This window comes from Pseudofrankia coriaricola, from assembly GCF_032027725.1.
Taxonomy (GTDB): Bacteria; Actinomycetota; Actinomycetes; order Frankiales; family Frankiaceae; genus Pseudofrankia.
The window spans coordinates 125147-149545 of sequence record NZ_JASNFO010000031.1; the positions used below are offsets into that span (position 1 = coordinate 125147).

The window sequence follows — 24399 nt, forward strand, 5'->3', positions numbered from 1 at the left end:
CGGACGACACCTCCACGCCGCGTCCTCCTCCGCTCACGGGCGCTCCGGCGACCTCGCTGCGGCCCGGCCATGTTCGCTTCGCTCCATGGCCGGGCCTCCGCGAGGCGCGCCTCCGCGCCAGCACGGTCACCTTCCGCTGGACCGTTCCGGAACCCCATTCGGGCTGGTGCCGAGGGCACGTCGCTGCGCTCGCGCAGGCGGGGTTCACATCCGGCCAACGGCCAAAACCGGACTGGTGACGATCCAGCGCAACGTCACCGGGCTGGCCCGGAGGCGCACCTCGCGGAGGCCCGGCCCACGAGCGAAGCGACGTGGACCGGGCCGCAGCGAGGTCGCCGCAGGGCACGTTCGCGGAGGAGGACACGGCGCGGAGGTCCCTTGGGAGCGAAGCGAGTAAGGGGCCGTAGCGCCGTGCCCGCACGGAGCGAACCAGAGACTCAGTATGTCCAGAAGAGGTCGGCGTCGAGCTGCTTCGTGGCGATGAGGTACTGCAGCTGCTTGAGCCGGGTGTGGCCGCGGCCGGTGAACGTCGCTTCGTCGAGGTCGATCCTCGAGAACACGTCGTACAGCTGCTGGGCACCGCGCAGCGCGTTCCAGTCGCACGAGAAGCCGGGCAGCTGGGCGTGGATCTTGTCGAAGTTCACCCGGTAGCTGCGGTTGTCCCCACCGCTGTCACCGAAGCTGAGCTTGCAGCCGGTGAACACCGTCGCGACGGCGTCGGCGATCTCCCTGACCTGGTAGTTCTGCGAGCTGTCACCGACATTGAAGATCTCGTTGTGCACGGCGTCACGCGGGGCGTCCAGCACGCACCTGATCGCCTTGGCGATGTCCAGGCCGTGAACCAGCGGCCGCCACGGGGTGCCGTCGGAGGTCATCGCGATCTCGCCGGTGGTCCAGGCGACACCGGAGAGGTTGTTCAGCACGATGTCGAACCGCATCCGCGGCGACGCTCCGTAGGCGGTCGCGTTGCGCAGGAAGGTCGGCGAGAAGGTGTCGTCCGCCAGGGGCGTGACGTCGCGCTCGACCAGCACCTTGCACTCGGCGTACGGCGTCTGCGGGTTCACCTCGGACTTCTCAGTGACATCCTGGCCGGTGGCCACGCCGTAGACGCTGCAGGAGGACATGTACACGAAGCGCTCGACGCCGGCCTGCTTGGCCAGGGTCGCCAGGTGCACCGAGCCCTGGTGGTTCACCTTGTAGGTGACGTCGGGCGCCAGCGCGCCGAGCGGGTCGTTGGACAGCTCGGCCATGTGCACGACCGCGTCCACCCCGGCGAAGTCCTCGACGGTAAGGCTGCGCAGGTCCTTGTCCAGGGTGAGCGCGGTCCGGTCGGTACCACGGTAGAGCCAGCCGTACTTGTAGTAACCGGTGTCGACACCGATGACGTCGTGGCCGGCGCGAAGCAACTCGGGCGCCAGCAGGTTGCCGAGGTATCCCTCCGTGCCCGTGACGAGCACCTTCATGCGCGAGTCCTCCCGCTACTCCAGGGCGCCGCGGCTCGTGGCCCGCCAGCCGCGCGGCCGGGTGACCACGGCCCTCTGGTCCGCTGTTCCACATCGACCGGATGTCCGGACACGCAACATCGCGGTTATGCGCCGCCGGCTCAGGGCAGGGCCGATGCTCAGCTCAGAACCGTACCGACCGCCGGCACTGCCACCGCGACCGCCGCCCCAGAAGCGGAGCGCGGGTCGCGAGGCCATCACGCTGCGCGGCACCGACAGCCGCCTGCGTTCCCGCGCCCCTCGGTTGTCACGGTGACACTCGCGGCGGCACTTCCAGGGGAGGCCCAGGCCGCGGACACCCCATGGACCACGGAGCCCAACCGAGCGGGTTCGCGACGGGCTGGTCCGCGAGGGGGCCGCCGGAGAACCCGACAGCCTACCCGGTTCCCCGGCGCCGGGGAACCGGTCCTAGGAGAACCGGACCACGCGCCACTCGCGGCGGCCGCGGCGGACAAGGATCACCGAACCCTGCAGCAGGTCGGTTGTGACAAGCGCCGCCGCGGTGTCGGTCACCTTGGTGCCGTTGACGAGGACGGCGCCGTTGCCCACGTGCTCGCGGGCGTCCCGCTTGCTGCTCGCGAGCCCGACGGCGATCAGCAGGTCGACGACCGGCCAGCCGTCACCCTCGAGCCTGGAAGCCGGCTCGGTGACGCTCGGCACGTCGGCGAACACGTCACCCAGCATCTCCGCGCCGATGGCGCGCACATCGCCCCGGAACAGGGCCTCCGAGGCCGCCTCGGCCGCTTCCATCGCCGCCTCGCCATGCACCAGCGTCGTCATCTCGCGGGCCAGGTGACGCTGCAGCGCCCGGCGCGCGGGGGTCTCCGCGTGCTGGGCGAGCAGCTTCTCCAACGGCTCCCGCCCGGTGAGCGAGAAGAACAGCGCGAACCGGCGGGCCTCCTCGTCCGAGAGATTGACCACAAACTGGTAGAACGTGTACGGCGAGGTGCGGTCGCCAGAGATCCAGACCGAGCCCTTCTCGGACTTACCGAACTTGGTGCCGTCGGAACGCAGCAGCAGCGGGCAGGTGATCCCGTACACCGGGGTGCGCAGCACCCGGCGCACGTAGTCGATGCCGGCCACGATGTTGCCCCACTGGTCGGACGCGCCCATCTGCAGCGTGACCCCGTGGTCCTCGCACAGCCGGCGGAAGTCGTACGCCTGTAGCAGGGCGTAACTGAACTCGGTGTAGGACAGACCGACGTTCGGGTCGTCCAGCCGGCGGCGGACCGTGTCCCGCCTGGTCATCTCGCCGACCGGGAAGTGCTTGCCGACGTCCCGCAGAAACTCGACCATGCCGAGCCGGCCGAGCCAGGACGCGTTGTCGAGGAACAGCGGCATCTGCTCCGGCTCGAGGGCTCGCGCGAAGATCCCGCGCATCAGCTCCTGATGGCGCGCCACGTTCGCGGCGACGTCCTCGGGCGACAGCAGTGTGCGTTCGACGGATTTCCCGGACGGGTCACCGATGAGGCCGGTACCGCCGCCGAACAGCACCACAGGCGCGACACCGGCCCGCGCGGCCCGGATCAGCAGGGTCATCGGCAACAGGTTGCCGATCGTCAGCGATGGCGCCGTCGGGTCGAAGCCGATGTAGACGCGTCGCGCACCACCGTCGAGATGTTCCCGCAGCTCAGCGGGATCGGTGCTGTCGTGGATCAGCCCACGCCAGGACAGCTCCTCCAGTAGTGATCCTGGGGACGACGGCCGCCGGGCGTGCGAAGAAAGAGCATTTTCGCACGCCCTTTGGCCATCCAGCGCGCTCGTCATTCCCCCATGCTACTGAGCCGCCACCGGCAAGATCGTCGCATCAGGGCCAGGCGGGCCCGCCGGGCGGGACCGGGGCCCCGCGACGGCGCAACGCCGTTCTGGCCACGAAGGCGGCGAGGCCGGCCGCGATGCCGGCGAGCACCGCGGCGGCGAGGCCGCCCACCCAGGCCAGGGCACCGGGACCCGTCTCCTCGCCCGCCGCGGCCACGCCCGGGGGAACGCTGGCCGGAGCGCCAGGGGCCGGCGGCGTGGGCTCGGCGGCGCCGGTTCGGCCTTCGCCGGCCGTGCCAGCGCTCAGCAGAGCGTCCTCGTCGGTATTCAGGGAGTCAGGCTCAAGCGGGGTCGGCGTGACCAGCAGTGGGTTGGTGGCGACCGTTACCGGCACCGTGCGCAGCGCGGCCACCGGGTCGACGACGCCGTACCCGAACCACTCGTCGCGCCCCGACGGCCCGTTGTCGTCCGCGGTCCTGACCAGCAGGTCGATCACGCTCGGCGCGCCCAGCTCCGGATGCTCGGCCCTGACCAGCGCGACCACCCCGGCGACGATCGCGGTCGAGTTGCTGGTCCCGTCGGCGGTCTGGGCGCCGGTCGGGGACAGCGCCACCGGGACAGGGGCGCGGATGCTGGGCGCCGGCGCCGCGAGCACCGCCAGCGGGCCGCTCGCGGAGCCGTCCCAGAAGTCGCCGCGGGGGTTAGAGCCGGTCACCGCGATGACGCCAGGGATGTTCGCCGGTGAGTTGATGGCGTGGTCGGCCGGGTCGTGGTCATCGGAGTCGACGTTGCCCGCCGCGGCGACCACGACGACGTCGCGCGCGAGGGCGTAGCGCACGGCCGCCCGCTCGCCCGGGTCGGCGGGGCCGGAGGAACCGAGCGAGAGGCTGATCACCTTGGCACCCCGGTCCGTCGCCAGCCGGATCGACTCGGCCACCTCGTCGGAGTCGGTCTCGCGGCCGGTGGAGATCGAGAGGATCTTCGCGCCGGGCGCCACGCCGGCGAACCCGGTCGGCTGGCCGTCCGGCCCGACGGAGCGGGCGGCGACGATGCCGGCCATCGAGGTGCCGTGACCGTCCGGGTCGTCGTCGCGCAGCCCGTCCGGCGCCGCGTCGTCACCGATGCCGGCGCCTGGCAGGAGCTGACCGACGAGCGCAGGCACGGTCGGGTCGACGCCGCCGTCGATGATGGCCACCACGACGCCGGCACCGGTTGAGATCTCGTGCGCCTCGTCGAGCCGAAGCGTGGTCACGTACCACGGGCCGGCCCCCCGCTGCGAGGCCAGCGCGGCCCCGCCGAGCCCCGGGGCCAGCAACAGCATCCCGCCGGCCAGCGCCGTCGCCAGCAGCCCCGGCAGGACACCCCGCCGGGACCGGCCGCCGAGGGAGGGCCCGGGTGACGCGGAGAGAGGTACGTGGGCCGGAGGCCGGCCGGGAAGGCGGACGGGCGCGGGTGACACGGGCGCGCCCCCTTCAGCGAGCGGCGACGGCGCACCGCGAACCGCGGACACCTCCTGGTTTCCGGCAGTTTTCCACAACGAGGGCACTCAGGAGACGACCGGTCTCGAACGTGACATCCCGCCCGGGCTAAGGACCGTCGGAGCCTCGCCACCAGAGCTCGCGCGGACACCCCGGAGCAGGGTCCCTGCCGGAGGTCCGCGATCTGGGAGGTAAGACTCAGCGCCCGATGGCCGTGCCGTGGTGGGGCGCTCCGCGGCCCTCGGCCCTAGGCCGTGTCTGACGGCCTCCGGCCACGCGAGGCTCCGCCATCATCGCGTGGCCTTTGGCCTAGGGCTTCGGCGGGCCGACCAGCAGGCCCTTGATGTACGCCGCGTGCTCCTGCGCGGTCGTGGTGCGGCCGCGGGCACGGGACAACATTGTCCGGCCGGCGTAACCCGCGACCAACAGGGAACGCATCGCGTTCACCCGGCCCGGCGCGTTGTGCTTGCGCATGTAGCGGATCATCGACGCGCCGCGCATCTGCAGCATCCAGGTCTTGGCCGCGCCGGACCCACCGGCCCCGTGCTGTACCAGCAGGTCGGTGCGCAGCTTCTGGTGCAGCCCCGCCTCCCGGATCGCCCGGCCGAGCGCCATGTCCTCGTTGTAGACGTAGAACGTCTCGTCGAAGGCTCCGAGGTCGAGGAAGGTCTGCCGGCGCACGGCCATGCAGGCTCCGGTCAGCCAGTCCGGCTCCATCGCCTTGCCGGGGACGGGCCTGGCGAACAGCGCGGACGACGGCGCGATCTTGTGAGCGCCGAGGACGTGCATCAGCACCCGCCGCGGGGTGGGCTCCCAGCCGCCGTTGCCCAGCTCCGGCTTGCCGTCGTGCCCCTTCATCGTCGCCGCGCTGGTGACCAGGGAGGGATCCTCACGCAGGTCACCCACCAGCGCCTCGATGATCTCGACGGTCGGCCGGCTGTCGGGGTTGCCAAGAATGACGTACTCGTAGGTCGACGACCTGATGCCCATGTTGGCGGCCTTGGCGAAACCCTTGCCGCCGCCGGAATCGAGGTAGCGGCCATTCGGCCGGCCCGCCACCAGCTCGTGGACCCGGTCGGCGCCCTTGGCGTTGTCGATGATGACGACCGGCATGTCCAGGGGGAGGCCGGCGAGCATCTGCTCGAGCTGCCCACGACTGTGGAAGCTGACGATGACGACCTCGTACGCCCACCGTGGATCGGCCACGGGCTCAGTCTGCCAGGCCACCTTGGCGAACCCGTCGACGGCCGGGCCGTGCTCGCCCACAGCCGCCGGGCGGTCGCTGACCCATGACGGCCGCAGGCCCGGCTCGTCGCCCGTCGTCTCCTGGTGCCTCGGCGCCGCCGGCCTGGCCCCGGCGGCCTCGGCGCCGTGATCCCCCGCGGTGGTCCACTGGTCGGTCACCGTCACAACTCCCCTAGTGCGCCTTCTGGCCGCCTGTCCCGCCACCGGCCTACTGCGCCGGCCCGTAGGTCCGCGCCTGTCCCTGAGACTGCGTGGAACCAAAACCATCCCCATATTCGCCTTGCTCGAACGCCTTGGGGTCGTAGATCCGGCCGGACCCGAAGCCCGGCGGCATGAGGATCGGACCCGTTGCCGCCGCCTCGGGGCCGATGACCGGCTCACCAGCGTCGAGGGCGCCTCGCGCGGCGGGCGCGCCGCCGCCACCCGGTGCGGGCTGTTCGCCCGGCGCGGTCGGGGCCGGTGTCGCCGCCGATGCCAGTCGCTCCGGCTTCGGCCAGACGGCCGGCCGGTCGTGCGCGAGGAAGCGGCGCACCCCACCCAGCGCCACCGCCTGCAGGAAGAACACCTGCGCGGCCAGCCTCGTCGGGCCCGGTGGCGTCCTGCCCACCGCGAGCGCCCCGGCGCTGCCCGCGCCGACGAGGTTGCCGGCGAGGAAAATCCGCGCGGCCCAGCTGTGCCGCGCCGCCGGAACGCTCATCGCGACCAGCGCGACGTGCGCCATCGGGCCGAACGACGAGCGCACCACCCGGTGCCCCCACAGCTGCGGGGTGACCAGCAGCGCTCCCGGCGCCATGGTCGCGCGGCGCCGCCACATCATGTCGAGGTTGCCGGCGACGATCCGCGTCCGTCGCTCCCACTCCTCGGTGTACGTCGGGCTCGACGTCTCGACCGAGTAGGCCTCGGGCTCGTAGACCACCCGCAGACCGCTCTCGAGGACGTCCAGGGCAAGCCAGGCGTCGTCGACCGCGGTGTCCCCGGGCAGCTGGCGAAACGCCTCCCGGCGGAACGCCAGGAACTCACCGACGACCCCGATCGTCGCGCCCGTCGCCGACTCGCAGCGCTTGAGCCAGGACTCGAACTTCCAGTAGAAGCCCTGCGCTCCCTGCGGGTCGTCGACCTGCTTCTCGCCGGCGACGGCGCCCACGGTCGGGTCGCCGAAGTGCCGCATCGCGGCGCGCATCGCTCCGGGCGCGAGCGACGCGTTGGCGTCGGTGAGCAGGACGATGTCGTTGGTGGCCGCCGAGACACCACGGTTGACGGCGCGTGCCTTGCCCAGCCGCTCGCCGGAGGAGAGGACCCGCACTCCGGCGCGGCGCGCGGCGGTCGCGGTGTCCTCGTCGTCGGCGACTACGATGATCTCCATCGGGCCCGGGTAGTCGGCGGCCAGCAGCTCGTCGAGCTTGGTACCGATGACCGCGGCCTCTCGGTAGGCCGCGACGACGACACTCACCGATGGCCATTCGTCCGGGTCCGTCGGCGTCACCGGGGTGAGGCCCCGGCTCTTCAGCCCGATGTAAACCGGATACAGAACGTGACCATAGAGGGTCGCCGCCCCGAGAAGGGCGACGGTGGCGCCACGGCCGAGGGCCCGCACTCCTGCCATGACAAGTAACCGTAGCTGCCTTGGGTCACCAGGGATCGATGGGGGCGCCGCGCGTCGCGCCGCATACGGACGGATGTGTCTCCGGACACTCACGAAGGTCACCACGGCCCGCCAACCGCCTGCGTCGCCACTCGGCGAACCGCCAGATCGCGACACTTCGCCCAGCTCGCCCGCACCTAACCTACAAGCGGCCAGCCACAGCACTCCCAAAAGACAACAGACCGAGGAGGATGGGGCTGGCGGGTACTACCGGCCCGCGGGCTACAGTGAGCGCCGTGAGCGACGCCGAACGCTGGATCGTGGTCGTCGAGGAGCCGTTCCTGCCGGCCGACGCGGGCGGGCGCGTCGAGACCTTCGGCTTTCTGACGGCGGCTTCGAACGCCGGTATCCGCATGCAGCTGCTGGTTCCGACCCGCGACGAGCTCGATGTCGAGGCCTACGAGGCCGCCGTCCCCGGAGCCGCCGTAATCCGGCTGCCGCGGGACCCGAGCCCGTTGGCACACCTGCGCGCGCAGCCATACATGTACGCCTCCCGGCCGGTCGGCCCGCTGCGCCGGGCGCTCCAGGCCACCCCGCCCCGAGCGGAAGCTGTGATCAGCTACAGCTACCGAGGGTCACACCTCGGCGAGGAGATCGCTCGGATCTGGCGCCTCCCGCATCTCGTGCGGGCGCACAACATCGAGTCGGAGTTCTTCAAGGCCTTGGCGCGCAGTTCGTCCGGCCCGCGCGCCGCCGCCTACGAGATGGAGTACCGCAAGCTCCAGCTGGCCGAGCGGACGCTGTACCACTCGCCACTGGTGACGGCGATCGGCGACATCTCGATCGAGGACCACCTGTGGCGCAGCGAGCGGGCCAGCGTGGCGACATTCCACCTGCCGCCGTTCCTGCCGCTCGACGTACTGGCCCCGGGCGGCGTTTCCGCCGCCGCCGGCGCGGACGTGCCCCGACGGGCGCCCGCGACGCTGGTGTTCGTCGGCTCGCTCGACACACCACCGAACATCGAGGCATTGCACTGGTTCGTCGACAGCTGCTGGGCCGCCATTCGGGCGCGCTACCCGGAGGCGGTGTTCCAGGTGGTGGGCCGCCGGCCGGAGCCGGGGCTCGCCGACTGGCTGGGCGGGATCACCGGCGTCGAGCTGTACACCGACGTCCCGAGCACCGACGAGTACGTGTCGGCGGCGACGGTGTCCGTGAATCCGATGCGGTCCGGTTCCGGGGTGAACATCAAGGCCGTCGCGGCGATGGCTCTCGGCACGCCGGTGGTGAGCACCCGCACGGGCAGCCGGGGACTGAACTGGGAGGCCGGCACCCACCTGTCCGTCGCGGACGAGCCGGCGTCGTTCGTCGACGCGGTCTGTGGCCTGCTGGCCGACCCTGGGCGGGCGCAGCTGCTCGGCCGGTCCGGCCGCGCGTACGTCCTGCGCAACCTGGGCCACGAGGCCCTGCTGCAGCTCATGCGCGACCAACTGCCGCCGGTCACCACAGCTGCCAACTGAGCCGCACCCACCCGACCACAGCCAGTGACGGCGCCTCTAGCACACCACCAAACCCGCAACACATACACGACCAACCTGCCGACATCGCCGCGGCACCGGCCACCACAACTACCAGCTAAGCCGCACCCACCCGACCACAGCCAGTGACGGCGCCTCTAGCGCAGCGTCAAACCAGCCACCTCCTCAACCCCGCACCACGCGAGCCACGGCCATAAGCCTCTATCCGGCACCACGCAGGGGAGGACGCTCAGCGTCCGACCGGCAGGGCGGCGCGTCCAGCGCCCGCACGCCGCTCAGCGTCCGACCGGCAGGGCGGCGCGTCCAGCGCCCGCACGCCCTATGCGAGGGCGTGGAAGCGGTTCTGGGCGGGCTCCAGGCCCTCGCTCACCAGCGCCTCGACCGCGTCGGCGGCCCGGTCCACGAGGAAGGGCACTTCCTTGCGCTCCGGCCCGGCGAAGTCGCGCAGGACGAAGGCGGCCGGGTCCATCCGCCCCGGCGGGCGGCCGATGCCGAAGCGGACCCGCAGGTAGTCACGGGTCCCCAGCGACGAGGTGATGGACTTCAGCCCGTTGTGCCCGTTGTCACCGCCGCCGCGCTTGAGCCGCACCGCGCCGAACGGGATGTCGAGCTCGTCGTGCACCACGATCAGCCGCGCCGGGTCGACCTTGAAGAACGCGCGCAACGAGGCGACCGGCGGCCCGGAGACGTTCATGTAGGACCGGGTTCGCGCCAGCACGACCGCCTCGCCGCCGAGCCGGATCTGGGCGGCGTCCGCGCGGGCCTTGTGGGAGCGCAGCCGGGCACCGTACCGCTCGGCGAGCATGTCGACGACCAGGTAGCCGGCGTTGTGCCGGGTGCTCGCGTACTCCGCGCCCGGATTGCCCAGCCCGATGACCAGCCAGGCCCCGCCGTCCTCGCCCGCCATCCCTTTTGCCCGCCGCTATCCGCCGTCGAGGCGCTGGGTGCACCCACGAACTTAGTACCGAGAATACCGACCTGGACCAGGTAGGCCCGGGGCTGGACGGCGTCAGCCGCACAGCCCCGGGCGAGCCTAGGAAGCGGTGATCGTCGACTCGGCCTCGACCGACTCGCCCTCCGCGGACTCACCGATCTCCGCCTCGTGCTGGGCCGCGGTCGGCTTGAGCAGCACCTGCACGACGACGACCTCGGCGTCGATCTCCAGGGTCACACCGGGCGGCAGGATGAGCTGACCGGCGGAGATGCTCGAACCGGGCCCGAGGCCCGCGACGCTGACCTCCAGCGAGCCCGGGATCGAGGTCGCCGGCGCGCTCACCGACACGGTGTTGTTCTGCACGTCAATGATCGCGTCCGGGTGGGCGTCACCGACGACCACCACCGGGACGTCGACCGTGACCTTCTCGCCGCGGCGGACGAGAACCAGGTCGACGTGCTCGAAGGTTCCCCTGATGGGGTGACGCTGGATGTCCTTCGGGAGCGCGAGCTCCGTGGCGTCACCCAGGTCGAGAGTGAGCAGGACGTTGGTGCCCGCGTCGGTCTTGAACGCGTGCAGCAGCTCCCGGTGGGACAGCGCGACGTGGCGCGGCGGTTGGCCGTGACCGTACAGGACGGCCGGAACCTTGCCGGCCCGACGGGTGCGACGAGCGCCGCCCTTCCCGAATTCGGTGCGCGGCTCCGCGACGATGCGGACCTCGGACATGGCGGTGCTCATCCTCTCACGACTGGCTCAGGTGCTGGCGGGGCCTGGACGACGACAGGATCTCGTGCCATGGGCAGAGCGTCTGTATGTCTGAGTCTGTGGTCTGGAAACAGAGCCAGACTCAGACGCCGCCGTCGTCATCAGGATCGCGGCTCTTCACAGTACCCGACGCGTGTCCAGCCCCACGTCTGTCCCCTCCCCACAACACCGTCAGCAATGCCGGGAGATTTCACCCGGCCGTGGACCGCCGCCTCCCGCCGGCACCGAACCGCGCGGTGCCGCGCGGGCCCGACCCGCCAGCCGGGCGCGGCGGCGCGGGCGGCGCGAGAAGCGGAATGCGCCTCGACCGGCCGGTGCGCCGCCGAAGCGCGGTCAGCGCCGGATAGGTTCTGCGTGGAAGGCAGGCCTCTCGGAAGGAGCCCCAGCTGTCCACCGAGCTGTCCACCGGACCCACCGGACTCGCGCGCGCCGGCGCCGCTGTGACCGTCCGCGCGCCGGCGAAGGTCAACCTGCACCTCGGGGTCGGGCCGCGCCGCGCCGACGGCTACCACGAGGTCATCACCGTCCTGCAGGCCGTCTCGCTGTATGACGAGCTGACGGTGACCACGCCGCCCGGCGCCCCAGGTGACGTCCGCGGCCGAGAATCGGCCGCGACCGAGGGCGCGCCGGCCGTGGCCGCGACCGTCGAGATCGCCGGCGAGGGAACCGCCGCGCCGGGCGGCGCCGGCGCGGCCGACGACGTGTCGGTGGTGCCCACCGACGCCGACAACCTGGCCGTCCGGGCGGCCCTGCTCGTCGCCGAGGCCGCCGGCATCCGCGGCGCGCGGATCCACCTGGCGCTGGCGAAGGGCATCCCGGTCGCGGCGGGGATGGCCGGCGGCAGCGCGGACGCCGCCGCCGCGCTGGTCGCCTGCGACGCGCTGTGGGGAGCCGGGCTGTCCGCCGAGACGCTGGCGCGGCTCGCCGCCCGCCTCGGCAGTGACGTGCCGTTCCCGCTGACCGGCGGCACGGCGCTCGGCCTCGGCCGCGGCGAGCGGCTCTCCCCGGTCACGAGCGCCGGCGAGTACCACTGGGTGTTCGCGCTCGCCGACGGCGGCCTGTCGACGCCCGCCGTCTACCGCGAGTTCGACCGGATCGACGACGGCCGGACCGAGCCGACGCCGGCCGACGCGGTGCTCGCCGCGCTGACCACCGCGGACCCGGCCCAGCTTGGGGCTGCGCTGGTCAACGACCTGCAGGCGCCCGCGATCCGGCTACGCCCGGCGCTCGGCGACGTGCTGGCCGCGGGCCGCGGGCACGGCGCGCTCGGCGCGCTGGTCTCCGGCTCAGGGCCGACCTGCGCCTTCCTCGCCCGCGACGCCGAGCACGGCGCGCGGCTCGCCGCCGGGCTCGAGGCGAGCGGCCTCGCGCGCGCCGTGCGCCGGGCAACCGCGCCGGCCGCCGGCGCGACGATCGTCACGGCGCCGCCGCCGAGCGCCATCCCGGCCCCGGCCGCCCGCTCCTGATCCGTGCGCCGCGGCCGGCTCCCGGCCCCACCCGAATCCTGGTGCCGTGGAGCGCATCCCTAACTGGTCGGCGGGGGCTGCGTTGTCCGCTCGGAGAGCTCGAGCCAGCGCTCCTCCAGGGAGGCGATCTCCGCCTCCAGCCCGCCGACGTTCTTGGTGATGCGCAGGACACCCTCGTAGTCGGACGGATCGTGGCTGGCGAGGTCCGCATGGGCGGCGGCGACCTGGCCGGCGAGGCGGTCCAGGCGCCGCTCGGCCGCCGTGAGCTCCTTCTGCGCGGCTCGCAGCTCGGCGCCGGACATCCCCACCGGCGCGGCCGGGGCGACATTCCCGGTGGCCGAGATCGCGGCCGCCGCCGGCGCCGCCGGCTGGGCCGGGGTCCCGCCGCTCTCCCGTAGCCGCAGGTACTCGTCCACGCCGCCGGGCAGGTGCCGCAGCCGGCCGCCGAGAATCGCGTACTGCTGGTCGGTCACCCGTTCCAGGAAGTACCGGTCGTGCGAGACGGCGATCAGCGTGCCCGGCCACGAGTCCAGGACGTCCTCCATCGCCGCGAGCATGTCGACGTCCAGGTCGTTCGTCGGCTCGTCGAGCAGGAGGACGTTCGGCTCGGCCAGCAGCACCAGCAACAGGTGCAGCCGCCGTCGCTGACCGCCGGACAGGTCCGCGACCCGGGCCGACAGGTGCTCGCGGGCGAACCCGAGGCGCTCCAGCAGCTGCGCCGGGGTCAGTTCCCTGCCATCGACGACGAACGTCGTCCTGGTGCGCGCGAGCACCTCGCGCACCCGGTCACCGGCGATCGCGCGGAGCTGCCCGAACTCCTGGTCGAGCACGCCGACCCGGACGGTCTTGCCGGTCTTCACCAGCCCGGAGCCGACCGTGATGGTCCCGGCGATCAGGCCGAGCAGGGTCGACTTGCCGGATCCGTTCGCCCCGAGGATGCCAGTGCGTTCGCCGGGACCTATGCGCCATTCCACGTCACGCAGGACGGGACGCCCGTCGAAGGAGACCGACGCGTCCAGCAGGTCGATGACGTCCCTGCCCAGCCGTGCCGTCGCGAGGCGGGAGAGCTCCACCCGGTCGCGCGGCGGCGGGACGTCGGCGATGAGCGTGTTCGCGGCCTCGATACGGAACTTCGGCTTGGACGTGCGCGCGGGGGCGCCCCGCCGCAGCCAGGCCAGTTCCTTGCGCATCAGGTTCTGCCGTTTCGCCTCGCTGGCCGCGGCCTGCCGGTCCCGCTCGACGCGCTGGAGCACGTAGGCGGCATAGCCCCCCTCGAACGGCTCGACGGTCTGGTCGTGCACCTCCCACGTCATGGTGCAGATCTCGTCGAGGAACCAGCGATCGTGCGTGACTACCAGCAGACCACCGGTGTTGCGGGCCCAGCGCCGCCTGAGGTGGTCGGCGAGCCAGGTGATGCCCTCCACGTCGAGATGGTTGGTCGGCTCGTCCAGGACGATGACGTCCCATTCGCCCACCAGCAGGGCGGCCAGCGCGACACGGCGTCGCTGCCCCCCGGACAGCTCGCCCGCCTTGGCGTCCCAGGGGATGTCCGCGACCAGCCCCGCCATGACGTCGCGCACGCCCGCGTCGCCCGCCCACTCGTGCTCCGGCCGGTCACCGACGATCGTCTGGCCGACGGCGCGCGCGTGGTCGAGCGTGTCGGACTGGTCGAGCGCGCCCACCCGCACGCCGCCGCGGCGGGTCACCCGTCCCGAGTCCGGCGACACCTGGCCCGAGAGCATCCCCAGCAGGCTGGACTTGCCATCGCCGTTGCGCCCCACGACCCCGATCCGGTCGCCCTCGTTCACGCCGAGCGTCACCGAGTCGAAGACGACCCGCGTCGGATACTCCAGATGTAGGGCTTCCGCTCCGAGAAGATGGGCCACCTTCTCAGCCTATGGTCGAGCCGGTTCGGGCAGTGAGCGCCCGAACCGGCTCGATGCGCGGATCGGTCAGCTGGCGGCGGATGGAGCGGTCGTGGCCAGCTTCGCGAGGCGGTCCGGGGTTGCCCAGCGGACGTCGCGGACCAGACGGGTCAGCTCCATCGCCTTGATGAGGTAGAAGCTGGTGTCGATCTGCCAGAACTTCACCCCGTGCCGAGCCGACGTCGGCTCGGCGTGGTGCAGGTTGTGCCACGACTCGCCCATCGACGGCAGGCACATCCACCAGACGTTGCCCGACCGGTCACGCGACTTGTAGGGGTGCCGACCGGCGACGTGGCAGATGCTGTTCACGGACCAGGTGGTGTGGTGCAGAAGCGCGACCCGCACCAGGCCGCCCCAGAAGAACGCCCGCAAGGCCGCCTCGAACGAGCCGCCCCACAGCCCGCCGATGAGGGCCGGCAGCGCCAGGCTCAGGAACGCGCAGGCCGCGAACGTCCGGCTCACGAGGACGATGTCGCGGTCGTCGAGCAGGTCGGGCGCGTAGCGGCGCTGGTCGGTCTGCTCGACGTCGAACAGCCAGCCGATGTGCGCGTGCCACAGGCCCCGGGTCAGCGCGCGGGTGCCAGGGCCGTACCGCCACGGCGAGTGCGGGTCGCCATCCTTGTCGCTGTAGGCGTGGTGACGGCGGTGGTCGGCGACCCAGCGGATGACCGGGCCCTCGATGGCCATGTTGCCGAACACGGCGAGCGCGATACGGACGGGCCTGGACGTCTTGAAACCCCGGTGGGTGAAATACCGGTGGAAACCGACCGTCACGCCATGCCCGGTTATGGCGTACATGAACGCGGCAATCACCACGTCGTGCCAGGTGATCCACCGATCCCACAGCAACGGGACGGCGGCGATCAGTGCGGCGATCGGCACGATGATGATCGTCGCGAGCACCACCTGCTCGGTACGGGCCTTCGCCATCCATCGCGGGACGCTGGTGTGTTCGCTGTCGGTAACGCTGGCCGAACCGGGCGTCAGGCCTGTGGCCGCGCCCTCCCGATCCGGCGGGCTGGAGTCAGTCGGCGGCACCGTCTCGGTCGTCGCGGTCATCGCGGCATCCTGTCTGTCGCGGCAGGTCCACACATCTGGTCCTCTTGGGCTCACGGTAACGGTCGCCAGGGTGCGTAGGCCCCCGTGACGGCAACCGTGACACAAACTCTTTCGGTCCTCTCGTGGCCTCTAACTACCCGTCCGCCGGCCGGTTACCGCTCGCCGAGAGTTTCGTCCGCATCGTGACGTTCTGTGCCCGATCCATGCACCCCGACGAGACGAGCCAGCCCTTCCCGGCCCAGAAAGCGGAGCGTTTGTCAACACCTACCCACAGGTAGCCCAGACAACCAAGCCCGCACGTCGCCGTTTAAAGACGCAGAGTGCCTGGCACCTGGACCTCAGACGGACCCCCAAGCCACCCCAGGAGCGCCGCCAGGCACGACACCGGGAAGGCAAGCCGAAGCCGACCAAAGGCCGGCAAGCACACAACCCCGCCGCTAACACGCCAACCACGCCCCAGCCCCAACCACGACGGGGGCCCAAGGGGGGCGAAGCTTCTTGATGTGGGGTCTGGGCTCGGCCACGGGGCAAAATCACGCCCACCGTCGAAGCCGACCCAAAGGTCGGCGAGCGCACAACCCCGCCGCTAACACGCCAACCACGCCCCAGCCCCAACCACGATGGGGGTCCAGGGGGCGAAGCCCCCTGGCGTGGGGTCCGGGGCTCGGCCCCGGGGTAGAATCACGGCCCCCGGCGAAGCCGACCAAAGGTCGGCGAGCACGCAGCCCCAGCTCGCTCCGCCGCCACGACTCGAACGTGGACTAGAAGAACCAAAATCTCCTGTGCTGCCTATTACACCACGGCGGACCGCGAAAACAGCAGAAGTCTACCATCGCCAGCTTGCTCGACGTCGAATTCCCCACCCCCTGGTCCTGGGCTGGACGGCCAGCGCGGACTCACCACGGTCGACCTGATGCTGAGTGCACGGACGGCGCCGGGCCCGCGGTCGCCTGTCCGTCGTTCTTCTCGTCACGGTTTTCCGGGGAGTCGTTTCTGCCGCGGATCTCTCCGCGTGCCGTGAGGAAATGACGATGGGGTGGGATGAAGGAGGAAGGTGGCCGGGTAGGGTGTGGGCGTCGGCGGGGAGCGCGGGTTGGACGCGGTCCAGGCCCGGCGCGGATCACAAGGGGAGCGGTCGTGACCCAGACACGTCTGGCGGCCACCATCGTCTTGGCTGCGGGCGCGGGGACCCGAATGCGGTCCGCCACGCCGAAGGTGCTACACCGCGTCGCCGGGCGGTCTCTGCTCGACCACGTCCTAGCCGCCGCGGGCCCGCTGGGCGCGCGTCACACGGTGGTCGTCATCGGGCATGGGCGAGAGGAAGTCGCGGCGTCGCTGCGGAACCGCGACGGGGTACGCACCGTCGTGCAGGACCAGCAGGGTGGCACCGGGCACGCGGTGCGGGTCGCGCTCGGCGCGCTGGACGGCCTGCGTCCCGACGACTGGGTCGTCGTGCTGCCCGGCGACACTCCGCTGCTAACCGCCGAGACGCTCACCTCGCTGCTCGCGCTGCACGCCGACCGCGGCGCGGCGGCGAGCGTGCTGACGGCGGTGGTGCCCGACCCGACCGGCTACGGGCGCATCGTGCGCGACCCCGCCGGCGGGTCCGTACGGGCGATCGTCGAGCAGCGGGACGCGGACGCGGCGACCGCGGCGATCCCGGAGGTCAACGCCGGGGTCTATGTCTTCACCGCCGGAATGCTGCGCTCGGCGCTGGGCCGGCTGACGACGGACAACGCGCAGGGCGAGGAATACCTCACCGATGTGATCGGGCTGCTGGTGGCCGACGGCGAGCCCGTCGCGGCGCACACCGCCCCCGACGCGGGTGAGACAGCCGGCGTCAACGACCGGGTGCAGCTCGCCGCGACCGGCGCGGTACTGCGTGACCGGCTCGCGCGGGCGGCGATGCTCGGCGGCACCACGATCGTCGACCCGGCGACCACCTGGATCGACGCGGGCGTGACGTTCGAGCCGGACAGCACGGTGCTGCCGAACACCCACCTACGCGGCGCCACCCACCTAGCCGCTGGCAGCGTGGTCGGGCCGGACAGCACCCTGACTGACACCGTCGTGGAGTCCGGGGCGTTCGTCGAGCGCAGCACGGTCACCGGGTCGTGGATCGGCCCGGGCGCCGGTGTGGGCCCGTACGCGCACCTGCGGCCGGGGACCCGCCTCGGCCCGAACGGCCGGATCGGGGCGTACGTCGAGACCAAGTCCGCCGAGATCGGCGCCGGTACCAAGGTGCCGCACCTCGCCTACGTCGGCGACGCGACCGTCGGTGAGCGGTCCAACATCGGCTGCGGCACGGTGTTCGCCAACTACGACGGCGTTCACAAGCATCGGACCGTGGTCGGCTCGGACGTGAAGATCGGTAGTGACACGGTGCTCGTCGCCCCGGTCGTGATCGGTGACGGTGCCTATACCGGCGCCGGGGCGGTGGTCCGGTCGGATGTCCCGCCGGGCGCGCTCGCCATCACCGAGGGCCGGCAGCGCACCATTGAGGGGTGGGTCGAGCGGTCCCGTCCGGGCACGGCCGCGGCTGCCGCCGCCAACCGGGCGGGCGAGGCCTCTCCGACAAACGACGCACAGCCGGCATCCGATCGTCTAGCCGTGAACTAGGCCACATCACTCCCTCGCCGTCTCGCATCGCTGGCATTCGCGAGCGGCGCCACGGAACCTAGGGGGCTGGTTGGGGCCGGCATGGGCGCCAGGAGACGTCAAGGAGACACGGTGGGCTACCAGACGGAGAACCGGCGCAGCCTGATGCTCTTCTCGGGCCGCTCCCATCCGGACCTCGCGGCCGAGGTGGCGCAGAAGCTCGGCGTGCGGACGGTGCCGACCAGCGCGTACGACTTCTCCAACGGCGAGATCTTCGTGCGGTTCCAGGAGTCCGTCCGCGGCTGCGACGCCTTCGTCCTGCAGGCGCACTCCGCGCCGGTGAACACCTGGCTGATGGAACAGCTGATCATGGTGGACGCGCTGAAGCGCGCCAGTGCCAAGCGGATCACCGTCGTCGCCCCGTTCTACCCGTACGCCCGGCAGGACAAGAAGCACCGCGGCCGCGAGCCGATCTCCGCCCGGCTGGTCGCCGACCTGTTCAAGACCGCGGGCGCGCACCGGCTGATGTCGGTCGACCTGCACACCGCGCAGATCCAGGGCTTCTTCGACGGCCCGGTGGACCACCTGTTCGCCCTGCCGCTGCTGGCGGACTACATCGAGAGCAAGGTCGACGCCTCCGAGGTGACCGTGGTGGCGCCCGACTCCGGCCGGGTCCGCGTCGCCGAGCGCTGGACGGACCGGCTCAGCTGCCCGCTCGCGATCATCCACAAGCGTCGCGACAAGGACGTCCCGAACCAGGTCAAGATGTTCGAGGTGGTCGGCCAGGTGGCCGGGCGCACCTGCGTCATCGTCGACGACATGATCGACACCGCCGGCACGATCACCAAGGCGGCCGAGGCCCTGAAGGCCAACGGGGCCAGCACGGTCATCGCCGCCGCGACCCACGGGGTGCTGTCCGGCCCGGCGATCGACCGGCTGAAGAACTCCGACATCAGCGAGGTCGTGCTGACCAACACCCTGCCGCTGCCCGCCGACGCCAGGATTGACAAGATCACCGAGCTGTCGATCGCGCCGCTGCTCGCCGCCGCGATCAAGGAGGTCTTCGAGGACGGCTCGGTCACCAGCCTCTTCGGCGGAGATGCTTGATTTTCTAGTTCCCTATGTTGCTGGCTCGCTCCGTCCGGGCACGGCGCTACGGCCCCTTACTCGCTTCGCTGGTGGCCGAATGATTTAGCGGGCCGGGCGGAAGGTTGTTGCTGGTTCGCTCCGTCCGGGCACGGCCCTCCGGCAGCCCGCTCGCCTGGCGGCTCGCGGGCTACCTCCGGGCCGTGTCCTCCTCCGCGCCAGCACGGTCGCCTGCCGCTGTAGCGTCACCCAGCCCCCCGCGGGGGGCCACTTCGCTTCGCTCGTGGACTCTGAACCGCTGCTGGTCGTGTTCCGTACCGATCAGGCACAAAGGCCACCCCACGAGCGAAGCGAAGTGCTCCTCGCGAACGCGGCTGTCTTCGGTTTGGTGACGTACAGCGGAACGCAACCGAGCTGGGCGCGGAGGCGCACCTCGCGGAGGCCCTCCTACGAGCGAAGCGACGTAGGGGGGCCGCAGCGAGGTCGCCGGAGCGCCCGTGAGCGCAGGAGGACGGCGCGCGGAGGTCCCGTGGGAGCGAAGCGAGTACGGGGCCGTAGCGCGCCGCCCGCACGGAGCGAACCAGCAAGCAACCTTCCACCCCGGCCCAAATCTTTGAGGAGGGCGCCGCCCGCACGGAGCAAACCAGCAACTCAGATCCAACCCGGGAACCACATGCGGGCGCGCCAGCCGGAGAGTGGGATCTGCTGGGCGGCGAGGATCGGGTAGAAGTAGGCGAACAGCAGGACGACGGCGATCAGGTAGACGCCGACTGACAGCGCGCCCACGAGTCGCCTGGTATCGGACGCCTCGCGCGGCCCCAGTGCGAGGCCGGCGGTCGCGGTGATGCCGAGGACCAGGAATGGCAGCAGCGGCAGCGCGTAGAAGAAGAACATCGTCCGGCTCGGGACGAGCTCCCAGGGCAGGAACGACGAGGCGAAGCCGACCAGCACCAGCGCGGCCCGCCAGTCCCGCCGGACCACCCACAACGCCAGCATCACCACCAGGCAGGCCGTGCCGACCCACCAGACGGCCGGGTTGCCGATCGCCAGGACCTCGCGGGAGCAGCCGCCAGCGGAGGTGCAGCCCTTCTGGCCGTACGCCGGGCCGTCGTAGTAATAGGGCACCGGCCTGCCGAGAACCAGCCAGCTGAACGGCGCGGACTGCGCCGGGTGCGGCGAGGTCCTGGTGGTCAGATGCTCGTGGAAGTTGAAGATCGCGTCCTGGTAGGCCCACCAGCCCCGCCACATCGCCACGAACCCGTTGCCGTAGGCGTGGCGGTCGTAGCCCCCGTCGGTGACGAACCAGCCCGTCCAGGTCGCAAGGAAGGTCGCGATCGGCAGGGGCACATAGCAGCCGAACCAGGCCGGGACATCCCGCCTCAACGCCCCCAGGATCGGCTGCCGCGCTCCCGCGGTCCGCCGGGCGCCCGCGTCCCAGGCGATCGCCAGCACCGCGAAACCGAGCAGCGTGTACACGCCGCTCCACTTCACGCCCATCGACGCGCCCAGGAAGAACCCGGCCGCGAGCCGCCAGGGGCGCAAGCCCAGCTTCGGCCCGTAACGAACGTCGCGCTCGCGGGCGGCCCGTTCGCGCGCGGCCCGGTCGCGGGCGCCAAGGGCCTCCTCGACAGCCGTGCCACCGCCGGCGGACGGGGGCGCGTCCCTGTCCTCATCCGTCGGCACGGCGGCAAGCGCGGCCGTCCGGTCAGCGAGCTTCGAGCGCCCATAGTCGCGGTCAAGAACCAGGCAGGCCAGCGCCACGATCAGCAGCGTCATCAGGAAGATGTCGAGGATGCCGATCCGGCTCTGGACGAACTCCAGCCCGTCGAATGCCAGGAGGAGCCCGGCGAAGCAGCCCAGGATCGTCGACCGGAACATCCGCCGCGCCGTGCGGGTCAGCACCAGCACCGCGATGGTCCCGAACAACGCCGACGCGAACCGCCACCCCAGCTCGGGACTTCCGTGCACCGCGCCCGAGCAGTCCGTGTAGCCGAAGAGCTTCTCCGACGCCGCCATGAACCACTTACCCAGCGGGGGGTGCACGACGTAGCCGGGGCCGACGCAGTTCTTGCTGTCCACCTCGTAGCCGTGGGTCATCAGGCCCCAGGCGTCCTTGGTGTAGTAGACCTCGTCGAAGTAGATGCCCTTCGGCTCCGTCAGCCGCCAGAACCGCAGGATGCCCGCGACCAGCGTGACGGCGAGCGCGGCCAGCCAGCCGGCGAGGCGGTCGGACGGCATCGGCGGGCAGAGCCGGTCATGCAGTGGCCCGCGCCCGCGCACCTCACCGACGTGGTCGCTCACGCCCACGTGCCCCGCGGCCGCGGGCGCGGCCGGGCCGGAATCGGCCAGGGTCGGATGGGCCGTCGTCGTCACGGTCACGCCATCAGCGTAGGTCGTCCGGGCTGAAAGACTGCGCAGTGTCCGAACGATGCACGATCATGATCTTCCCGTGTGAATCCGGAGACCTCCGGACAGACGGTCAGTCGCCCGGCTGGGACACCCGTCCAGACGGGGCAGGACGCGGCCAGGCGAGACGAGACAGGGGCGACGATGACCGGGTTGCTGATCGTGTGCGGGGCGCCCATCGGTGACCCGCGAGACGCCAGTCCCCGGCTCGCCGAGGTGCTGACGACGGCGGACGTCGTGGCCGCCGAGGACACCCGGCGGGTCCGCCGGCTCGCGCACGCGCTCGACGTGACCATCACCGGGCGGGTCATCTCCTGCTATGACGCGGTCGAGGGCGCCCGGGCCGCCGCCCTGACGGAGCAGCTGCTCGCGGGCCGGACGGTCGCGCTCATCACCGACGCTGGGATGCCGGCGGTCTCCGACCCCGGCTTCCGGGTGGTCGCGGCGGCGGCCGCCGCCGGCGTGGCCGTCACCGTCGTGCCCGGGCCGTCCGCGGTGACCGCGGCGCTGGCCGTCAGCGGGCTGCCGAGTGACCGGTTCACGTTCGAGGGCTTCCTGCCGCGCCGCGGCGGCGAACGCCGCTCTCGGCTGCGCGAGCTAGGGGCCGAGCGGCGCACGATGGTCTTTCTGGAGGCTCCGCACCGGCTGGCCTCGAGTCTGGCCGACCTCGCCGCCGTCTTCGGCGCCGACCGCCCCGCCGTGCTGTGCCGGGAGCTCACCAAGACCTGGGAGGAGGTCGTGCGCGGCGACCTCGGGCGGCTGGTGGGCTGGACCACCGACGGCCGTGAGATCCGGGGCGAGCTCACTCTGGTCATCGGCGGCGCCCCCGCCGGCCCACGCCGGCCCACCGCGACGGCCCTCACCGGCGCCGCCACCCCGGCCGCGCCCGCGGGCGCGGCCGGCGGGGCCGCCACGACGGACGCGAACGGCCGAGGCACGGATGGGACCCGCGACCGCTCCGTGGTTGGCGGGCCTGCCGTGGACGACGAGGATGCCGTGGACGACGAGGAGCCGCTCGGGCCGCCCGCTCCCCCGACCCCGGCCGAGCTCGCCGAGGCGGTTGCCGGCCACGAGGCCGCCGGACTCTCCCGCGCCGACGCCCGCCGGGCCGTCATGGTCGCCTACGGCGTCTCCCGTGCCGACGTCTACGCGGCTCTCCTCGCCGCCCGCCCCAAGAACTCCGCCAGCGGCTCGTCCTGACAAGCCAGGGCACGGTCAGATCGCGGCGGTCAGGGCTGTGCGGCGCGGGCGGCGGCCAGGCGGCAGTAGGCGGCGACGTCGAGGGTCTCGCCGCGGGCGCCGGAGTCCACGCCGGCCGCGGCGGCGATCCGGTCGACGGCGGCGGGCGAGCCGGCCCAGCCGGCCAGCGCCGTGCGCAGCGTCTTGCGGCGCTGGGCGAAGGCCCCGTCGACCGCGGCGAACACGTCGGCGCGCAGCGCCTCGGGCGCGGGCGCCGGCCGGCGGGCGAACGCCACCAGCCCGGAGTCGACGTTCGGCACCGGCCAGAACACCGACCGCGGGACCAGCCCGGCGGAACGCGCTTCGGCGTACCAGGCGAGCTTGACGCTCGGCACGCCGTAGACCCGGCTGCCCGGCGGGGAGGTCAGCCGGTCGGCCACCTCGGCCTGGACCATCACCAGGCCGCGCTGGATCGACGGGACCCGAGCCAGCAGCCCGAGCAGCAGCGGCACGGCGATGTTGTAGGGCAGGTTCGCCGCGAGCACGCCCGGCGCGTCCTCGGCCGCCGGTTCCGCCCCCGCCAGCGTGTTCGCCCCCTCCGGTGGGGGCGACAGGTCGGCGGGGCCGAGCCGCAGAGCGTCCTGGGTGAGAACAGTGAGCCGCCCGGCCACGGCGGGGCCAAGCCGGGCGGCGGCGGTCGCCGGCAGCGCAGCCGCGAGCGGCGGGTCGACCTCGACGGCGACCACCCGGCGCGCGGCGCCGAGCAGGCCGAGGGTCAGCGACCCGAGCCCTGGCCCCACCTCGAGCACCACGTCGTCCGGCCCGACGCCGGCCAGCCGTACCAGCCTGCGGACCGTGTTGGGGTCGACCAGGAAGTTCTGCCCGCGCTTCTTCGTCGGCCGCAGGTCCAGCGCCGCCGCGATCGCCCGGATGTCAGCACCGGACAACAGCCCGCCCACCCGCTCACCCGCCGAGGCGCCGCTTACCAAGGCCCGAACACTCGTCTGGCGGTCGCGGCGACGGTGGCGGCCAGCTCGTCGACCGGCATGCCGCGGACCTCGGCGATCGCACGCAGGGTCAGCGGCACCAGGTAGGGGCCGTTGGGCCGGCCGCGGTAGGGCATCGGGGTGAGGAACGGCGAGTCGGTCTCGACGAGCAGCAGATCCGCGGGTGCGACGGCCGCGGCGGCGCGCAGCCCCTCCGCGTTCTTGAAGGTCACATTTCCGGCGAAGGACATCACGTAGCCGGCGTCGGCGCACGTCTTCGCCATCCCGGCGTCGCCCGAAAAGGCATGGAAGACGACCGTCTCGGGTGCGCCCTCCTCGGCCAGGATCCGCAGCGTGTCGGCGTGCGCCTCCCGGTCGTGGATCATCAGCGGCCGCCCCGTCTCCTTCGCGATCGCGATGTGGCGGCGGAAGCTCACCTGCTGGGCGGCGTGCTGCTCGGGTGCCGTCCGGTAGTAGTCCAGGCCGGTCTCGCCCACGGCGCGCACCTTCGGCAGCCGGGCGAGCGCCGTGAGCTCGGCGAACGTCCGCTCGTCGACGCCGCGCGCGGCCTCGTTGGGGTGGATCGCGACGGCCGCGTAGACGTCCGGGAACTGGCCCGCGACGTCGGCCTGCCAGCGACTGGTCGGCAGGTCCACCCCGACGGTGACCATCCGGCGGATGCCGACGGCTCGGGCGGCCGCGACCGCCTCGGCCGGGGAGGTATCCATCAGGTCGAGGTGGCAGTGGCTGTCGATGATCTCGACGCCGAGCGGGTCCGGCGCGGGCGGCGGCTCACCCTTGCGTCCCGTGTCCTTAGCGCGCGCATTTTCGGCCGTCACCGGTCCACCCCTACCAAAGACCTCACACCTACCTTCACGGGCTTGTTGGCGCCCGG

17 protein-coding genes are annotated in these 24399 nt (G+C 72.2%); 5 read left to right on the top strand and 12 right to left on the bottom strand.

Annotation, left to right across the window (positions count from 1 at the left end; genetic code table 11):
- Positions 1–437: 437 nt before the first annotated feature.
- From QOZ89_RS17345 to QOZ89_RS17365, 5 genes are all read right to left on the bottom strand, one after another.
- Entirely contained in the window at positions 438–1463 is a 1026-nt protein-coding gene (locus QOZ89_RS17345; protein ID WP_071051491.1) for an NAD-dependent epimerase/dehydratase family protein, read from the bottom strand.
- 447 nt (positions 1464–1910) lie between these two features.
- A complete protein-coding gene (gene tyrS / locus QOZ89_RS17350; protein WP_312624221.1) occupies positions 1911–3269 on the bottom strand; it encodes a tyrosine--tRNA ligase in 1359 nt (452 codons plus the stop codon).
- Between the two features lie 40 nt (positions 3270–3309).
- The gene (locus QOZ89_RS17355) at positions 3310–4719 is read right to left on the bottom strand and encodes a S8 family serine peptidase (RefSeq protein ID WP_312624222.1); all 1410 of its coding nucleotides are present in this window, start codon (positions 4717–4719) and stop codon (positions 3310–3312) included.
- Positions 4720–5047: 328 nt separating this feature from the next.
- Entirely contained in the window at positions 5048–5965 is a 918-nt protein-coding gene (locus QOZ89_RS17360) for a glycosyltransferase family 2 protein (RefSeq protein ID WP_198543432.1), read from the bottom strand.
- A 226-nt stretch (positions 5966–6191) separates the two neighbouring features.
- Positions 6192–7586, bottom strand: a complete 1395-nt coding sequence (locus QOZ89_RS17365) for a glycosyltransferase family 2 protein (RefSeq protein WP_071051493.1) — start codon at positions 7584–7586, stop codon at positions 6192–6194.
- Positions 7587–7861: 275 nt separating this feature from the next.
- Here QOZ89_RS17365 and QOZ89_RS17370 point away from each other — a divergent pair, with 275 nt between their 5' ends.
- A complete protein-coding gene (locus QOZ89_RS17370) occupies positions 7862–9082 on the top strand; it encodes a glycosyltransferase (RefSeq protein WP_071051494.1) in 1221 nt (406 codons plus the stop codon).
- A gap of 337 nt (positions 9083–9419) precedes the next feature.
- Here the strand turns inward: QOZ89_RS17370 and pth are convergent, their stop codons facing one another.
- Entirely contained in the window at positions 9420–10007 is a 588-nt protein-coding gene (gene pth / locus QOZ89_RS17375; RefSeq protein ID WP_312624223.1) for an aminoacyl-tRNA hydrolase, read from the bottom strand.
- 126 nt (positions 10008–10133) lie between these two features.
- Positions 10134–10760, bottom strand: a complete 627-nt coding sequence (locus QOZ89_RS17380) for a 50S ribosomal protein L25/general stress protein Ctc (RefSeq protein WP_071051496.1) — start codon at positions 10758–10760, stop codon at positions 10134–10136.
- A 479-nt stretch (positions 10761–11239) separates the two neighbouring features.
- On the opposite strand from QOZ89_RS17380, the gene QOZ89_RS17385 reads away from it, so the two are divergent.
- Entirely contained in the window at positions 11240–12265 is a 1026-nt protein-coding gene (locus tag QOZ89_RS17385) for a 4-(cytidine 5'-diphospho)-2-C-methyl-D-erythritol kinase (RefSeq protein ID WP_071051497.1), read from the top strand.
- A gap of 59 nt (positions 12266–12324) precedes the next feature.
- On the opposite strand, the gene QOZ89_RS17390 is transcribed toward QOZ89_RS17385, so the two are convergent.
- Positions 12325–14151: an ABC-F family ATP-binding cassette domain-containing protein gene (locus tag QOZ89_RS17390; RefSeq protein ID WP_312624224.1), complete on the bottom strand. Its 1827-nt coding sequence runs from the start codon at positions 14149–14151 to the stop codon at positions 12325–12327.
- Positions 14152–14217: 66 nt separating this feature from the next.
- Complete coding sequence (locus QOZ89_RS17395; protein ID WP_071051534.1) at positions 14218–15249, bottom strand: acyl-CoA desaturase; 1032 nt, start codon at positions 15247–15249, stop codon at positions 14218–14220.
- Between the two features lie 1137 nt (positions 15250–16386).
- Here QOZ89_RS17395 and glmU point away from each other — a divergent pair.
- Both glmU and QOZ89_RS17405 read left to right on the top strand, forming a co-directional pair.
- Positions 16387–17868, top strand: a complete 1482-nt coding sequence (gene glmU / locus QOZ89_RS17400) for a bifunctional UDP-N-acetylglucosamine diphosphorylase/glucosamine-1-phosphate N-acetyltransferase GlmU (RefSeq protein WP_312624225.1) — start codon at positions 16387–16389, stop codon at positions 17866–17868.
- A gap of 111 nt (positions 17869–17979) precedes the next feature.
- Positions 17980–18954 (top strand): ribose-phosphate diphosphokinase, encoded by a 975-nt coding sequence (locus QOZ89_RS17405; protein WP_312624226.1) that lies wholly within the window; start codon positions 17980–17982, stop codon positions 18952–18954.
- Positions 18955–19584: 630 nt separating this feature from the next.
- Here the strand turns inward: QOZ89_RS17405 and QOZ89_RS17410 are convergent.
- Positions 19585–21312: a dolichyl-phosphate-mannose--protein mannosyltransferase gene (locus tag QOZ89_RS17410; protein ID WP_397428795.1), complete on the bottom strand. Its 1728-nt coding sequence runs from the start codon at positions 21310–21312 to the stop codon at positions 19585–19587.
- 171 nt (positions 21313–21483) lie between these two features.
- Here QOZ89_RS17410 and rsmI point away from each other — a divergent pair, with 171 nt between their 5' ends.
- Positions 21484–22539: a 16S rRNA (cytidine(1402)-2'-O)-methyltransferase gene (gene rsmI / locus QOZ89_RS17415; RefSeq protein ID WP_312624227.1), complete on the top strand. Its 1056-nt coding sequence runs from the start codon at positions 21484–21486 to the stop codon at positions 22537–22539.
- Positions 22540–22568: 29 nt separating this feature from the next.
- Here rsmI and rsmA read toward each other — a convergent pair whose 3' ends face one another.
- Both rsmA and QOZ89_RS17425 read right to left on the bottom strand, forming a co-directional pair.
- Complete coding sequence (gene rsmA / locus QOZ89_RS17420) at positions 22569–23507, bottom strand: 16S rRNA (adenine(1518)-N(6)/adenine(1519)-N(6))-dimethyltransferase RsmA (RefSeq protein WP_397428796.1); 939 nt, start codon at positions 23505–23507, stop codon at positions 22569–22571.
- Positions 23501–24343, bottom strand: a complete 843-nt coding sequence (locus tag QOZ89_RS17425; RefSeq protein ID WP_312624228.1) for a TatD family hydrolase — start codon at positions 24341–24343, stop codon at positions 23501–23503. The genes rsmA and QOZ89_RS17425 overlap by 7 nt, the downstream gene beginning before the upstream one ends.
- Between the last annotated feature and the right edge of the window lie 56 nt (positions 24344–24399).